Annotated in this window: 13 protein-coding genes and 1 tRNA gene; 10 read left to right on the top strand and 4 right to left on the bottom strand. The window is 46.7% G+C overall.

Translation table 11 applies throughout. The features are described from left to right. Positions 1–110 precede the first annotated feature (110 nt). Genes ACFI6L_RS05455 through pepA form a run of 3 tightly spaced genes read right to left on the bottom strand, consistent with a single transcriptional unit; the run spans position 111 to position 4,855 of the window. Positions 111–2,885, bottom strand: a complete 2,775-nt coding sequence (locus tag ACFI6L_RS05455; RefSeq protein ID WP_462573566.1) for a valine--tRNA ligase — start codon at positions 2,883–2,885, stop codon at positions 111–113. Positions 2,886–2,920: 35 nt separating this feature from the next. Next, entirely contained in the window at positions 2,921–3,343 is a 423-nt protein-coding gene (locus ACFI6L_RS05450; protein ID WP_462573565.1) for a DNA polymerase III subunit chi, read from the bottom strand. A gap of 6 nt (positions 3,344–3,349) precedes the next feature. Next, on the bottom strand, positions 3,350–4,855 hold the full coding sequence (gene pepA, locus ACFI6L_RS05445) for a leucyl aminopeptidase (RefSeq protein ID WP_014950602.1): 1,506 nt from the start codon (positions 4,853–4,855) through the stop codon (positions 3,350–3,352). A gap of 263 nt (positions 4,856–5,118) precedes the next feature. Here pepA and lptF point away from each other — a divergent pair, with 263 nt between their 5' ends. Both lptF and lptG read left to right on the top strand, forming a co-directional pair. Next, the gene (gene lptF / locus ACFI6L_RS05440; protein WP_049588260.1) at positions 5,119–6,219 is read left to right on the top strand and encodes an LPS export ABC transporter permease LptF; all 1,101 of its coding nucleotides are present in this window, start codon (positions 5,119–5,121) and stop codon (positions 6,217–6,219) included. After that, a complete protein-coding gene (gene lptG, locus ACFI6L_RS05435) occupies positions 6,220–7,281 on the top strand; it encodes an LPS export ABC transporter permease LptG (RefSeq protein ID WP_014977294.1) in 1,062 nt (353 codons plus the stop codon). A 98-nt stretch (positions 7,282–7,379) separates the two neighbouring features. Here the strand turns inward: lptG and ACFI6L_RS05430 are convergent, their stop codons facing one another. After that, entirely contained in the window at positions 7,380–7,964 is a 585-nt protein-coding gene (locus ACFI6L_RS05430; protein ID WP_462573564.1) for an RDD family protein, read from the bottom strand. A gap of 175 nt (positions 7,965–8,139) precedes the next feature. Between ACFI6L_RS05430 and ACFI6L_RS05425 the strand changes: the two genes are divergently transcribed. From ACFI6L_RS05425 to ACFI6L_RS05390, 8 genes are all read left to right on the top strand, one after another. Beyond that, on the top strand, positions 8,140–10,215 hold the full coding sequence (locus ACFI6L_RS05425) for a TonB-dependent receptor (protein WP_462573606.1): 2,076 nt from the start codon (positions 8,140–8,142) through the stop codon (positions 10,213–10,215). A gap of 152 nt (positions 10,216–10,367) precedes the next feature. Next, positions 10,368–10,901, top strand: a complete 534-nt coding sequence (locus ACFI6L_RS05420; RefSeq protein ID WP_338852220.1) for a sigma-70 family RNA polymerase sigma factor — start codon at positions 10,368–10,370, stop codon at positions 10,899–10,901. Then, positions 10,898–11,635: an anti-sigma factor gene (locus ACFI6L_RS05415; RefSeq protein WP_462573563.1), complete on the top strand. Its 738-nt coding sequence runs from the start codon at positions 10,898–10,900 to the stop codon at positions 11,633–11,635. Before ACFI6L_RS05420 ends, ACFI6L_RS05415 begins: the two co-directional genes overlap by 4 nt. A 153-nt stretch (positions 11,636–11,788) precedes the next feature. Beyond that, on the top strand, positions 11,789–13,381 hold the full coding sequence (locus tag ACFI6L_RS05410) for a DUF4331 domain-containing protein (protein WP_014980197.1): 1,593 nt from the start codon (positions 11,789–11,791) through the stop codon (positions 13,379–13,381). Between the two features lie 11 nt (positions 13,382–13,392). Continuing rightward, positions 13,393–13,971: an Ig-like domain-containing protein gene (locus tag ACFI6L_RS05405; RefSeq protein ID WP_283622779.1), complete on the top strand. Its 579-nt coding sequence runs from the start codon at positions 13,393–13,395 to the stop codon at positions 13,969–13,971. A gap of 62 nt (positions 13,972–14,033) precedes the next feature. Beyond that, complete coding sequence (locus ACFI6L_RS05400) at positions 14,034–15,104, top strand: hypothetical protein (RefSeq protein ID WP_305763698.1); 1,071 nt, start codon at positions 14,034–14,036, stop codon at positions 15,102–15,104. Beyond that, positions 15,097–16,230 carry a HupE/UreJ family protein gene (locus ACFI6L_RS05395; RefSeq protein WP_462573605.1) on the top strand — a complete coding sequence of 378 codons (1,134 nt, stop codon included), beginning with the start codon at positions 15,097–15,099 and terminating at the stop codon, positions 16,228–16,230. The genes ACFI6L_RS05400 and ACFI6L_RS05395 overlap by 8 nt, the downstream gene beginning before the upstream one ends. A gap of 160 nt (positions 16,231–16,390) precedes the next feature. Continuing rightward, positions 16,391–16,477, top strand: a tRNA-Leu gene (locus tag ACFI6L_RS05390). Positions 16,478–16,515 lie beyond the last annotated feature (38 nt).

The following is a 16,515-nucleotide window of genomic DNA, read 5'->3' as shown; positions in this document are numbered from 1 at the left end:
TTACGAACAAACGCGCTATGTTTAGGGCCTGTTAAATCGCTAATAAAAAAGGGCTACCTTTCGGTAACCCTTCTAATTTGTATCGATAAACCCCGTTCTAAGGGCTGCACTTAAAGCGCTTTAATGGTCTCGAACTGCTCTTTAAGTTTGGCTAGGGCTTTTTCACCCTCTTCCAACTTAGCGCGTTCTTTTTCAATTACCGCTTCAGGCGCATTGCTTACAAACTTCTCATTACCCAACTTGCCACGAGTACGAGAAACATCTTTCTCGATTTTCTCCATGGCTTTAGTAATACGAGCAAGCTCTGCGTCTTTGTCGATAAGCCCTGCCATCGGGATAAGAATTTCCATCTCGCCCACTAGCGCTGTCGCACTGGCTGGCGCTTCTTCACCGTCTTTCAAAATAGTTACGGTTTCAAGCTTAGAAAGCTTATCTAGGAATGCCTTAGCCGCATCAAGACGACGCGCGTCTTCGTCGCTTACGTTTTTAAGTAGCGCATTTAGCGGTTTGTTTGGTGAGATATCCATTTCACCACGGATATTACGAATACCCACGATAAACTTCTTCACCCACTCGATATCAGCAAGTACTTTGTCGTCTTGTTTCGCTGCATCAACTTCAGGGAATGCCTGAACCATAATGCTTGCGCCCTCTTCCACCTTAAGCGCACTTAGTGGCACAACGCGCTGCCAAATTGTGTCGGTGATAAATGGCATTAGCGGGTGCAACAAGCGAAGCAGGCTTTCAAGCACGTTGATAAGCGTATGACGTGTACCCCGCTTTTCAGCCTCGGTGCTGGCGTCATTATTAAGCACAGGTTTGGTAAGTTCTAGATACCAGTCACAGAACTGGTTCCAGGTGAACTCGTAAACGGTTTGCGCCGCAATGTCGAAACGATAGTCTTCAAGCGCTTTTTCAAACTCAACCAGCGTTTGTTGGAACTTCGCCCAAATCCAGCGATCGGCCATGCTAAGCACCATTTCACCACCGTCGCGACCTGTATCGTGCTCTTCTGTGTTCATCAATACGAAACGCGATGCATTCCAAATTTTGTTACAGAAGTTGCGGTAGCCTTCAACACGGGCCATATCAAAGTTGATATCGCGGCTGGTTGACGCCATAGCTGCAAAGGTAAAGCGCAATGCGTCTGTACCGTACGCCTGAATACCATCAGGGAATTGCTTACGGGTACGCTTAGCAATCTTCTCAGCAAGCTGAGGCTGCATCATGCCCGCAGTGCGTTTGGTCACAAGCGATTCAATATCAATACCGTCAATCAAGTCGATTGGGTCAAGCACATTACCCTTCGACTTTGACATTTTATCGCCGTTCTCATCGCGGATAAGACCAGTAATGTAGATGTCTTTAAACGGAATCTTGCCCGTGAACTTCTTGGTCATCATGATCATTCTGGCAACCCAGAAGAAGATGATGTCAAAGCCGGTTACTAGCACTGAAGACGGTACAAAGGTTTCTAGATCTGGCGTTTCTTCTGGCCAGCCCATGGTCGCAAACGGCCATAGTGCACTTGAGAACCAGGTATCTAGTACATCGTCGTCCTGTGAAAGCGTTACGTCACTGCCAAGGCCGTGTTTTTCACGTACTTCTTCCTCGGTACGGCCAACAAAAACGTTGCCGTTTTCATCGTACCACGCTGGAATGCGGTGTCCCCACCACAGCTGACGTGAAATACACCAGTCTTGAATGTTGTGCATCCACTGGTAGTAAGTCTTGTTCCAGTTCTCTGGCACAAAACGAATTTCGCCGCTTTCAACCGCTTCAATTGCAGGTTTAGCAAGAGACTCAACCGCTACATACCACTGGTCAGTTAGGTACGGTTCAATTACCGCACCTGTTCTGTCGCCACGTGGAACTTTAAGCTTGTGCGGCTCAATCTTAACCAATGCGCCTTGTGCGTCTAAATCAGCAACAATTTGCTTACGGGCGTCGAAGCGATCTAAACCACGATACGCTTCTGGCGCTTCGTCGTTAATTTTCGCATCGTCGGTAAGAATGTTGATCATAGGCAAGTTATGACGCTTACCCATATCGTAGTCGTTGAAGTCGTGAGCAGGCGTAATTTTCACGCAGCCTGTACCGAATTCTTGATCGACATAGTCATCGGCGATAACCGGAATTAAACGGCCAGTAATCGGTAGCTTAATCTCTTTGCCGATAAAGGCTTGGTAACGCTCGTCATCTGGGTGTACCGCAACGGCAGTATCACCTAGCATGGTTTCTGGGCGCGTTGTCGCAACCACTAGCTCACCGCTACCATCTGCAAGTGGGTAGCGCATGTGCCACATGTGGCCGTCTTCTTCTTCGTTTAGTACTTCAAGATCAGATACTGCAGTGTGAAGCACTGGATCCCAGTTAACCAAACGCTTACCGCGGTAAATAAGGCCTTCTTCGTGTAGCTTAACGAACACTTCTGTTACGGCTTTAGACAGGTCTTCGTCCATGGTGAACACTTCACGAGACCAGTCAGGAGACGTACCTAGACGGCGCATTTGACCGGTGATCGTTCCGCCGCTGTGCTCTTTCCATTCCCATACTTTTTTGATGAAGTCTTCGCGACCTAAATCGTGGCGCGTCTTGCCTTGTGCGTTAAGTTGGCGTTCTACCACCATTTGGGTAGCAATACCGGCGTGGTCAGTACCCACTTGCCATAGCGTATTGTCGCCCTTCATGCGGTGATAACGGGTTAAGGCGTCCATAATGGTTTGTTGGAAACCATGGCCCATGTGAAGGCTACCGGTAACGTTTGGTGGCGGAAGCAAAATACAATAAGGGTCGCCGCTACCTGAAGCTTTAAATAAACCCGCCTCTTCCCATGACTTGTAGCATTGCTGCTCGATGGACTGCGGTTCGAAGGTTTTATCCATTACACACTCTCAAATTGAAGCTAAACGCGAATGACTTATGCAAATTTGAACTGCATGTTGCATCCAGCTTGCTGATAGTTTTTGTATCTTACCCGCGCGGCCTGTTTGGCGTTCTCGTCCACGGGTACAAAATCGATGATTTGACGATGCTGGTTGGGTGAAGGCACCATACCGGACCCCACATTAACCACCATTTGTCGTCTGGCTACCTGCTCTGGCCGCCAACAAATTTCCACCGGCGTTCCTGATTGCAGCCCTTCACCATAAAGGTTATGAGGCACAAAACGGTCAGCCGGCAGCTGCCACAACAATTCATCAACGTCTTCAGCCTGCGCCTGTGTATCGCACAGCACGCTAATCTTTTGCTTATTGGCAAACGCTGATGCAATAACTTCGCTGGCGCGGCCTGCCACACCATTGTCACTGCTGGTAAGTTGATAAAATATCACTTGTGGCATGAATGATTAGTCCTCTAACTTGATATCAGCGCGGTTCATTAGGAACTGAGACAGCATAGGCACTGGACGGCCTGTTGCGCCTTTGTTCTTACCACTGCGCCATGCCGTACCGGCAATATCAAGGTGAGCCCAGTTGTACTTCTTAGTGAAGCGCGACAAGAAACAACCCGCAGTAATTGACCCTGCTGGGCGACCACCAAGATTCGTCATGTCGGCAAACGGGCTTTCAAGCTGCTCTTGGTAATCGTCCCATAGCGGTAGACGCCATGCGCGATCTGAGCTTTGCTCTGACGCATTAAGTAGTTCGTGAGCAAGCGGATTATGCGTGCTCATTACCGCTGTTGCATGGTGACCAAGCGCGATAATCGCTGCGCCAGTTAGCGTGGCTACGTCAATGACTAGCTCTGGGTCGAAGCGCTCTACATAGGTTAGTGCGTCGCACAATACCAAACGGCCTTCGGCATCAGTGTTTAGTACTTCAACGGTTTGACCTGACATGGTCGTTAGTATGTCACCCGGACGGTACGCTTTGCCATCTGGCATGTTTTCACAGCCTGCCAATACACCAATAACGTTAATGGGCAGATTCAGCGCCGCGATAGTGTGCATAGTACCCAGTACGCCTGCAGCACCACCCATGTCGTACTTCATTTCATCCATGGCTTCGCCTGGCTTAATTGAAATGCCGCCTGAATCGAACGTAAGGCCTTTACCTACAAGTACAATTGGGGCTTGATCAGCTGGGCCACCACGGTGATGCATAATACTCATCATGCTTTCGTTGTCTGAACCACGACCTACAGCCAAATAAGCTTGCATACCAAGCTCAGCCATTTGGGTTTCATCAACGACTTCAGCAGTGACGCTGTCATACTGGCTGGCAAGCTCCTGCGCCTGCTGCCACAGGTACGCTGGGTTACAGATGTTTGGCGGCATGTTAGCCACGTCTTTGGTCACTTTCGCACCGCGAGCAACCGCTAAACCGTGCTCAACTGCACGCTCACCCACCGTAAGTTCACGGCGTGTAGGTACGTTAAATACAATTTTACGCAGTGGGCGACGTGGTTCGCCTTTCTTGGTTTTAAGCTGCATAAAGGTGTAAAGCGTGTCTTCAGTTGCTTCTACTGCCTGACGTACTTTCCAGTAGGTATCGCGACCTTTAACGTGAAGTTCGGTAAGGAAACATACCGCTTCCATTGAGCCTGTTTCATTCAATGTTTGAATGGTTTTGGCAATAATGTTTTTGTACTGACGCTCATCAAGCTCACGCTCTTTACCACAACCGACTAGAAGCACGCGCTCGCTTAGTACATTTGGCACGTTGTGTAGCAACAACATTTGGCCGGCTTTACCTTCAAGGTCGCCACGGCGTAACAAGTTGCTGATATAACCTTCACTGATTTCGTCTAGTTGTTCAGCCACTGCCGTTAGGCGGCGCGGCTCGAAGACACCCACAACAATACATGCGCTGCGTTGCTTTTCAGGACTGCCACTTTTTACACTAAACTCCACGATATCACCTCGCTTTTCGTCGTTTATGGTTTGCACGATGACTAAAATCACGTAACGTTTCGCGCTGCTTTATGTTTTAATACGCAGCATAACTTTTTAGTTCGCTGCAATTCACGCTTAAAGACCTATTGAATATAGGTTAAATTTGCGTCAAAACACCATGCAAACGGTTTATGATTGCAGGCAAAACTTGTAAAAACGGTAAGTTTAAACAAAATTGTGCTTTCTTTCACTAAAATTCCTAATTTTCCGGAAGGGCTGAGATGCTGATATTCCGCTATTTACTTAAGGAAACGCTGAAATCTCAGTTAGCGATTTTCTTTATCCTAATGGCAATTTTTGTCACCTTGCGATTTGTGCGCGTTTTGGGCGACGCCTCGGACGGTGATATTCCCGCTGGGCTAGTGCTTGGCTTCCTAGGTTTATATGCCCCTATCCTCTCTTCATTAGTGCTGCCTATCAGCGCCTATTTGGGCATTATGCTGGCACATGGCAGGCTGTATGTAGACAGTGAAATGACCGTAATGCGAGCCTGTGGTATCAGTGAATGGTATGTAACGCGGGTAATGCTGTTCTTATCTGTACTTATTATGATAGTCACAGGCGCAATTACCCTTTATTTCGCGCCAATGGCTGCAGAGAATGAATATCAGCTGCGAGAAAAAGCCAGAAATGAGGCGGGAATTTCGGCGTTAATGCCAGGTAGATTCCAGCAAACCGGTAACGAAAAAGCGGTTATTTTTGTTCACGATGTAGACAACAACGATAAGCTACAACGTGTGTTTTTATCGCAAAATCAAACGGATGATAGCGAAGGCGACGTGCGCGTTGTGTATGCACAAACCGGCGAAGTCGCTAACAACCCAGACGGCACTAGAAACTTGGTATTAAAAGAAGGGGTACAGTACGAAGGAAAGCAATCTGAAAAGGCTTTCCGCAAAGTAGAATTTGACGAATACCAAATTCAGATTGCCGATAAACCTGCCGACGAAACTCGTCGTAAGGTAAGCGTACTGCCTACTAACGAACTGTGGGAAGACGACAGTATTGAAGCCAGAGCCGAGCTTCAGTGGCGTATTGCCATACCGCTTTCCATTCCGTTTTTAGTACTAATTGCTGTGCCGCTAAGCGCAGTCGACCCGCGTCAGGGGCGCTTTGGTAAAATGTTCCCTGCCATCCTGCTTTACTTGGGATACTTCTTGTTGCTACTGGCAAGTAGACGAGTGCTTGAAGACGGCAAAATGCCACCTCAGCTTGGCTTATGGTGGGTGCACACCATCATGCTGATCATTGGTGTCATGTTGATTGTGCGAGACAGAAAAACCGGCACAGAGCTGCGCGCTTGGATATTGGGGAAAAAGTAGATGTTTAAGATCCTCGATTTATATATCGCCCGCACGCTGTTAGGCACTATTACCGTTACGCTTAGTGTACTTATTGGCTTAAGCGCGCTTATTAAATTTGTAGAACAGCTGCGAAAAATTGGCGAAGGCGACTATGACATGCTGGTCGCTTTTATCTACGTATTGCTAAGCTTGCCTCGCGACTTAGAGCAGTTCTTCCCTATGGCAACCTTGCTAGGCGGCCTTATTGGTATGGGCGTACTGGCTAGCAATAGCGAATTGGTAGTGATGCAGGCCGCAGGTATGAGCCGCTGGAACATCATAAACTCAGCCATGAAGTCGACCCTTGTAATGATCTTATTAGTGATGGCCGTTGGCGAGTGGGTAACCCCGTACAGTGAAACCAAGGCAAAACAGATAAGAACTGAAGCCATTTCAGGCGGTAGTTTATTTTCTTCCGATAAGCTGGTGTGGGCAAAGGATGGCGACCGATTCGTAAGCATAGGTCAGGTGTTAAGCCAAGACTCTCTCAAAGATGTGAGCATATTTAGCTTTAACCCTGACTTGTCGCTAGAGAGCATTACTCACGCTAAAAATGGGGCCTTCGACGGCGACGGTTGGTGGCTAAGCGACGTTGAAGTAACCAAGTTTACTGAAACGAATGTTACGGTAGATGAAAATAACCGCATGCGTTGGAATTCAACACTGACGCCGGACAAATTAGGCATTGTTGCAGTTAAGCCAGAGGCTTTATCTATTACTGGGCTGCTGGATTACGTGAACTACCTAGAAAATAACGATCAAGACCCTTCTCGTTATCAACTCGCCTTGTGGCGCAAGGTATTCCAACCTATTTCGGTAGGCGTAATGCTGTTAATGGCATTGTCGTTCATCTTTGGCCCGCTGCGTAGCGTTACAATGGGCGCACGCGTGATTATGGGCGTACTGACAGGCTTCGGTTTCTTTATTCTTAATGAAGTATTTGGCCCAGTGAGTTTAGTCTATCAGCTGCCACCATTCCTTGGCGCCTTACTGCCTAGCTTACTGTTTGCGGCCATTGCAGGGGTAATGTTGAGGCGTTGATCAAGCTATCACATTCGTCTAATTCAACAGTCACAACTAATAAAAAGAGGCCTTGCAGCCTCTTTTTTTGTGATTTTTTAGCGCCTTACAAGGCATCTTTACCAGCTCTTGTGGTCGTTCGCTTCTTTGGTCAATTTCAGCACTTCGGTTTTTGCCAGTCGATCTTGCAGTGACTGTTTATTTTTAAGATCAAACAAAACAAGTAAGGTGCCTAAACCACCTAACGATGCTATTAAGCGAATGAACAAGCGTGGCCAGGTCATTGGTTCTTCAACCGTACTATATATTCGCAAACGCCATGCACGCATGCCTAGGGTTTGCCCGCCCCTGCGCCAGAACCACAAGAAAAAACCAGCTATCCACAAGCCCACCCACGTTTGAATAAGCAGTTTATAACCAAAAGAGGCCTGAATCAGATCGGCAGGTTCAGCATAGCCTTGTAGGTCAAGGGCGCCATTTTTCAGCATTACCACCAGCGTTACGATCATGACCATGGCCGCACACATCCCTACGGCAGTAGCCACGAGCGTATCGTAAATCATTGCCAACAAGCGTCGCACAAACCCCGCTCGCTCAAGTGATGAACTGCCTGATTCTGAGTTGGGCGTGTTTTTATCATCCTTCGTTTTTAGAGGATTTGATGATGGGGACTTCTTCTTGGCTTTTCTGTCGTGTCTCGCCACGGGCTTCTCTTCACTTCATTAACAACAGCGTTTATTTTGACACAAGCGCCACAACGCTTAAACAACATAAGCCTTAGTTAACGGCATTTAATAGCGCAATAAGCAAAGAAAAATGATTTCCACCTTTTTGCATCCATTAACCATTGTTAATCGTTATTGCTATTACAAACGGATAATGGACGTAAATACGGTGACAGCAAAAACTCTGGTAACAACACTTCTCGCTAGCTCATTTTCGCTTGGTATGGGCGCTGCAATGGCGTTAGACGACCCCGAAGGTGATATTGAGCATATTCGAGTACGTGGTGACTCATCTGTAAAAGACGGAGAGTTTATCTCGGCTTCGCAGGGATGGGTGTCTGGTGACACCTTGATTGAACGCCCAATGTTGCGCGCCGGTGAAATACTCGAATTCATCCCAGGCATGATGGTGACCCAACACAGTGGTTCGGGAAAAGCCAACCAGTACTTCCTGCGCGGTTTTAACCTCGACCATGGCACGGATTTCACGGTGAGTGTAGACGGTATGCCTGTGAACATGCGAAGCCACGGACATGGCCAAGGCTACAGTGACCTTAACTTTATTATCCCCGAATTTATCGACAATCTAAGCTACTTCAAAGGCACCTATTATGCCAACATCGGCGATTTTTCTAGCGCTGGCGGGGCGTTCTTCAATTTAAGAGATTCACTTGAGCAAAACCAGTTGTTCTTAGGCTTAGGAGAATATGGGTTCAAGCGCGCTGTTGCATTAAATCACTTTGAAGCAGGAGAGAGCCGCGTTGTTACAGCGTTGGAATATCAAACCTATGACGGCCCGTGGACTGACGTTGACGAAGATGTAAAAAAGAAAAACGCCCATATTCGTTATATTACGCCTTTGTTAGACGGCCAACTCACCATTACAGGAATGGCCTACGATAATAGCTGGAACGGTGCTGACCAAGTACCTGAGCGCGCTATTGAAAGCGGCTTAATAGACCGTCTTGGCTCTATCGACACCCAAGTTGGCGGCGATTCGTCTCGCTATAGTCTCTCCGCAAACTATACCAGTGATACATGGAATGCTGCACTGTATGCCATAGATACAACGCTTAGCCTTTTTTCTAATTTCACTTACTTCCTTGATAACCCAGAGAGAGGCGATCAATTCGAACAGGCCGACGACCGAAAAATTTACGGTGGTGAAATATTCACTACCCTTCCCTTGGCGCTTACGGATGGAAGCAGTATTACCTTAGGCGGCCAGTGGCGTTTCGACGATATTGAAAACGTGGGTTTGTATCGCACCCAAAACTTAACCCGCTTTGGCACTATTCGAGAAGACGAAATAGACAGTAACAGCTATGCACTTTTTGCCCAGTCAAACATTGTGCTAAGTGACGCATTAAGCCTTTCATTAGGAGGCAGATACGATTACTTAGATGTGGACGTTACCAGTAATCTTGGTGCTAATTCAGGAAGCGAAAGTGACGGTTTATTTACCCTTAAAGCAGGCTTGAAGTACAGTGTATCAGACCAACTTACCGCATTTGCCAACGTTGGGCAGGGCTTTCATTCCAACGATGCACGGGGAGCCACCATTAATATAGACCCGGTAAGTGGTGACGCCACCGAAGCTGCTCCCTTGTTAGCAAAGAGCCTTGGCTATGAAGCGGGCGTTAACTATACCGATAACAAAACCTATAACCTGTCTGCTGCCTTGTGGCGCCTAGAGCTTGATAGCGAGTTGGTATATGTTGGTGATGCAGGCTTTACTGAAGCCAGTCGCCCCTCCGAGAGACACGGCATTGAAGTGAGTGCCTACTACTGGATAAGCCATCACCTAACAACAGACATTGAAGCTGCGTGGACCAAAGCCCGATTTAGCGACAGCGTTGAAGGCGAAGGTCGCCATATCGATGGCACCGTGCCAGGTGTGGTGAGTGCAGGGCTAACCTACTATCAAAGAAGTAATCGACTAGGGTTCAGCTATACCTTACGAAGCCGCTACTTAAGTGCTCGCACCGTAGAAAGCTTCGATGAAATTTCACCGCCGTCAACATTTTTAGTGAATGCTCAAGTTGCCTATCGCCAGCCAACTTGGGACGTAACGTTAGAAGTACTCAATGCCCTAGACAGTGACGATCACGATATTGATTATTTTTACGCATCTAGGCTGCCCGGAGAGCCAGAGGAAGGGATTGAGGATTTGCATTATCACCCTGTAGAGCCAAGAAATGTTCGCCTTACCTTTTCAATAAAGTATTAATACATAAACGCTTTACTGTTTGTGGGTCTGTCTAGTGATTAGGTAACCATTCAGGCAGTTGTATATAAAACATGCTACTTTAAGAAGTAGCCGCCAAATAGTTAGAGCAATAAACAAATGGCCGCACTACAACGATAAAAATAGGAGCAACAATGGAACACGAAATTCTGTTTCCTCTGCTGTGTAAAACCGCAGACGGCGACAAAAAAGCGTTCGCAGAGCTTTATAAGATAACAAGTCCACAGCTCTACGCTGTTGCTTTAAGGCTTTTGAAACGCCCTGAGCTCGCTGACGAAGCCACACAAGACGCCTATATAAAAATTTGGCATAACGCCGGTAATTATCAACGAGGCAAAGGTACGGTACTTACCTGGATGGTCAGTATAGCTCGCTATCGTGCGCTCGATTTAATCCGCTATCACAACGTAAGAAATGAAGTCGAATTAAATGATGACGCACCGTCAGGTATGGAAACCACGCAATCAATAAAGTTAGAGGCAGAACAAGCAAAACTGGCCTCTTGTCTAGATGAACTTGATGGACCGCAGCGTCAGGCTATCCATTTAGCCTATGTGAATGGTATGTCGCATCAAGAGGTGGTAACTCACTTGGCATCACCACTTGGAACTATTAAAAGCTGGATAAGACGAGGTTTGCAAAGCTTGCAGAGGTGCCTATCACTATGAATTATTTAAAAGAAGAGCGACTAAACGCCCTCGCCGCTGAATATGTAGTTGGAACGCTGCGCGGCAAAGCGCGTACGCGCTATCAAAAGTTAATGATGCAGTATCAGGCTGTTAGCGATGCAACCGCACAATGGGAGCAATACCTTACTGGATTTGCTGAAACCTTGCCTCCGGTGACACCACCTGACAGCGTGTGGGAGAGTATACAAGTGAAGCTTGGCCACAAAGCGGCCAATGATACAGAGTTTGTCGGTCAGACTACTAATAGTACACCCAGTAGCGACAATGTAGTTGATCTTGAAAAAGAAAAGCAGAAACGCTGGAAGAACTTATCGTTCATATCCACAGCTGCTGCATTGGTGCTAGCCGTATTGCTTTTCATGATGCAACCTGTGCCTACCCCAGAGGTTTCCCATATCGCCGTCGTCAATAATGCTGATAACACGCCATTGTGGGTGATAGAGGTCTCTGACACAACCATGAATGTTAAGGTCACCGATGCATTTGTGGCGTTAGCAGACAAAGACTATGAGCTTTGGATGGTGCCGGCAAACGGCGAAGCGCCAATTTCTCTCGGCTTGATGCCTGAAGTTAATGGCGACACGCGCGCGACACCAGATATCTTGCTAGATCAAAGTATCGCGGCGTTAGCAGTGAGCTTAGAAGCACCAGGCGGCTCGGTAACAGGCGCACCAACGGAAGTGCTATATATAGCGCCAATTGTTTCAGTGTAATTTTACGCACAAAGCAGCACACCAAAAGGCCACGAAACGTGGCCTTTTACTTTTTATAAAAACTTTATTTTAATTTTTTAAATATTTTTGCATCTAAGGTGAAACCTCAGTCGTTTGGTCTCTTGAACTCATAAAAAAACAGAGAGACTCGACATGATCCAATTCAAACGCAAAACTTTGTCACTGGCTGTCGCCGTGACATGTGCAGCCGTAACTGCTGGCGCAATAGCGTCAAGTCACCGAGAAGCACCGAATATCACTCGCCACCCAGCGTTAGATAGCACCGACTTTTATGCTTTCAATAGCTATGAACAAGGCCGTGAAGATTATGTGACATTCATAGCAAACTATATTCCACTGCAAGACGCTTATGGTGGTCCTAACTACTTTGCAATGGACCCGAATGCGCACTATGCCATTCATATTGATAGTGATGGCGACGCGGTTGAAGACTTAAGCTTTGTTTTTAAGTTTAACAATATGCTTGCTGCCGATAACGAAGGTATCGCCTTGCCTATAGGCCCTGAAGGCGAACAGAAAATGGTGAAAGTACCGCTTAAGAATGTAGGCGGTATCAGCGCAGACGATTCAAGCGCAGCAAACTTCTCAGAAATGTACAGCCTTACTATGGTAAGTGGCGACATGCAGACAGGCACGCGCACTACTCTTACTCCCGCCATGGGCGATATGTTTAAAAAGCCGCTTGATTACATTGGTAATAAAACGTTTACCAGTGAAGCGGAATACGCACGCTATGCTGAAAGCTTTATTTATTCGTTCAGCATCCCTGGGTGCGATGACATGGCCAAAGTATTTGTTGGTCAGCGTAAAGACCCCTTCGTGGTTAACTTAGGCAAAACATTCGACTTGGTAAATTATGTACCTGTTGAGGGCGACAGCGCACCGGGCGCAGGCGATGGTGAAGGTTTTCCTGGCGGTATAACGCAAAGTGCCATGAATGATGACTTAGCCGATAAAAACGTGACAGCGTTATCTATTGAAGTACCCAAGGCGTGTGTTACCGGTGAAGGTAATGGCGTAATTGGTAGCTGGACCACGGCAAGCTTGCCGCAAGCGCGTATCCTAAACCCAGATGCTACTTTTGCGAAACCTGAGACTAATGGTGGTGCGATGACTCAAGTATCTCGTTTAGGTAGCCCGCTAGTAAATGAGCTTGTTATCGGTATTGGCGATAAAGACAAATTCTCTACTTCTCACCCAAGTGCAGACGGTCAATTCGCTGATTATGTAACCCACCCTTCTTTGCCAGAACTACTGAACATTCTGTTTAAAGATGCAGTGAATACTACGCTGGGTACGGATATTGAGACCCTTGCGCCGACTAACTTCCCGCGTATGGACTTAGTAACAGCGTTTCTTACAGGTTTCCCAGGCGTTAACCAGCAAGCAACGGTTACAGCATCAGAAATGCTGCGCCTAAACACTGGGATCCCAGCAACACCAGCCGAATCACAGTCAGCATTTGGTGTGGCAGGCGATGACTTAGCGGGTTTCCCTAACGGTCGCCGCCCTGGTGATGACGTAGTTGATATCGCCCTTCGCGTAGTCATGGGCCGTTTGTGCTACCCCATCCCGGTAGCAGGTGAAGATACAGACCTTGGCCTTTGTACACCAGAGGACGCCAGCGTGGGTAATGTGCCTTTCACTGATGGTGCACCTGTAGATGCAAGCATGATTGATTCATCATTTCCGTACCTAAAAACACCACTTGCTGGCTCTGAATAAGGAGATCCATCATGTCTATGAAGATTAGGTTATTTAACAAGAATCCAAATGCCCCCGCGTCTATGAAGTCGGCTCAAGCCCCTTTGCAGAAACATAAGTTGTGGGTCATTTCTGGATTGGTGCTAGCGCTAACTGGTTGTTTCGATAGTGATGACGATAACGATTATCAAGCGCCAGAAGAAAATGTAGCGCCCGTAGCCGTTGATGAAATGCTAACGACGCAAGCAGATATTGCGTTTGATGGCACGTTGACAGCAACCGATGCCGATGGTGATGCACTCACCTTCGGGCTTGGTGAAAACGGTACGTTAGGTAATGCAGAAGTTAATGCTGATGGCAGCTTTACGTACACACCTAACGCTCAGGTAACGGGTAGCGATAGCTTCACCTTCACCGTTTCTGACGGCGTAAATCCAGAAGTTACGGCCACCGTTAGCGTTACGATTGAGGCACAGCAGGTATCGTTCTCTAGCTATACCCGTGATGCCTTTAATCAAGCACCGACCGATGAACCGCTGCCAATTAACGGGCGCGAGTTCACCCAAGATGCTGACGACACCACGTTCGATGATTTATTGATTGGTCAATAACGAACGGTCAGTACACAGTGTCAACCGTAAAGCCAAGGACGGCTTTTATAAAGGAAGTTCTGATGAAGTTGATGAGAAGCAGTACTCTCATACTCCCTATAATGAGCGTATTGTCAGCCCTAACAGTCTGTTCGGTATCTGCTCAGTCTGAAAAACTCAATTATGATACGGTCATCGCAACTTGGCAGCCTCAACAGCTATCCATAGCAAGTATCGACGAAGCGGAAAAAATTTTAACTTCAAGTAGATACCTTCAAGCAAAAGGTGATGAGAGAGAGCGTATTGTTAGGTTCACGAACATAATGCGACAAAAATTCGATTCGTTGAACGCAGGTCAAAAAGAGCGTTTAGTTGTTTTAGAAGCTCGACTACTTCAAGGCATTCATAAGTTCGAACAAGCCAAGCAACACCTTAATAAAATAGCCCGCTTTCGCTCTCCAGCTGCACAGTTATTGTTGGCAGACATAAACGTTCAGCAAGGTAACGCTAAAAAGGCGAAAGAAAACTGTGAAAAGCTGGTAGGGCAAACAAGTTTTTTAATCGCTTTCACGTGTATGGTTAACGCTGATTTTTCACAAAATAAAGACGTAAAATTTTTAAAAAAGCTTAGCGCTTTTGAGACCTACACGAGTACAGTGAGGCCTGCGGAGCGCCAGTGGTTTTATGAAGTACTTGCAGACATGTCGCTTCAACTTGGTAACGCTGAAGCCGCGCTTGAGCATTTGTCACAAACAGAATTCGAAAAGCTACCTATAAGCGCCATGTTAGTTTGGGCCGACGCACATTTTGCGTTGAATAACTATAAGGCAGTGAGTTCTGGGTTTAGCAACTCCGTACCCGATATATTGACAGCCGACGATGGCTTACTACTTAAATGGGCAATTGCGGAACGAGCGCAAGGTATTGTGCGCTCTGAAGTGCAAACTCAACTTGCTAAGAACATGGAAATTCGAGTGTGGCGAGAAGACAGTTCTCACGCCGCACAGGTCGCCACTTACTTTTTAGAGATTGAACCTGATTACCCACTGGCGCTTAAATTTGCCGAAATAAACTGGCAATACGCACAGTCATTGGATGACAAAAACCTCCTAGAGCGCGCTCGACAGGCTAATGAAGTATCGACCAATGCCTAATGTTCTCAACCCCTTCAGTAAACGAGTCATGATTAAATTTATCACATTTTTCATCTTCGCCGCCTTCAGCGTTTTCACGCATTCACACGAACTGAGTAACGGCTACTTAACGCTTAAAAACGATTCAAATAACACTTTGTCTGGCGAGCTTTTGCTAAAGCCTGAAGATATAGGACAAGCAGCAGGGCTAGATAGTAATAATGACGGTAATTTGACCTGGGGTGAAGTCAACAGAAACCACACTATGGCAAACGACTATATCCAAAACCACCTAGTGATTCGAGATAGCGAAACGCGATGTACAGTTAGTATTGCTCCCCCTTCTATACGAGATATATCTGCAGAGTCATTACTGGTATACCCGCTGTCGGTAAACTGCGTATATGTAAACGAAGTATCGATACAATACACTGGCATAATTAGCGATTTTCCCACCCACAAGCTACTCACAACGGTAACGTTAAACGACCACACAAGTGTTTATGTACTAAGCGATGAACGCTCTTTTATCACTGCTTCTGCTACAGGAAACAGCTGGATTTCGCAGTTTGGGGAGATGGTTTATCAGGGAATTTGGCACATTTTCATTGGACTAGACCATATACTTTTTTTGGTTGCTACGTTGCTCACCGTTAATCTTTACAGGGAAAATAAGAGCTGGGTGAAAGAGGAAAGCAAAAGGCACATTATAAAAAGTACGGTGATATTAGTAAGCACGTTTACGTTAGCGCACTCGATTACATTAACTGCCACAGCACTGGATTTTATTACGCTAGATAGCCGTATTGTTGAGCTAGGCATTGCTATATCAGTGGCTATAACTGCGCTTAACAATGTGTACCCTATCGTCATGCGTTTAGGATTTATTACCTTTGGGTTCGGCCTACTCCATGGAATGGGATTTGCGAGCGTGTTTGGCGACCTTAACGCCCAGTCGGGCAGCTTGGTAATGAATGTATTCGCTTTTAATATAGGGGTAGAGCTGGGCCAACTTGCCATAGTTACGCTGCTATTGCCCTTACTCATCTTACTTAGAAACGTAAGGTTATATTCAAAAGCCATAATGCCAATTGCGTCGTCAGTAATCGCGGTAGTAGCGATTAATTGGACGCTTCAGCGTTGGTAAAAGTGTGCGTTCTGTTGATTAATAAGAAATAGATAAAGCAAAATACGCTTTTGAACAATCTTTCGGCACTTAATCACAAAAAGCTTAAAAAGTTGTTGTATAGGCGCGCCGCATCGCTATAATGCCATGCATCAACACCACGTTGATAACCATACACAATGCCAGTGTGATGGAATTGGTAGACATGACGGATTCAAAATCCGTTGCTAGCGATAGCGTGGCGGTTCAAGTCCGCCCACTGGTACCATCTCTTCTTGTTGAAGTAGATACTGAAACCGACTTTTA

It is taken from the genome of Alteromonas sp. G4i35, assembly GCF_054960375.1.
Note: the sequence above shows the minus strand (reverse complement) of the source record. Positions and strands in the feature narration are given on the sequence as shown.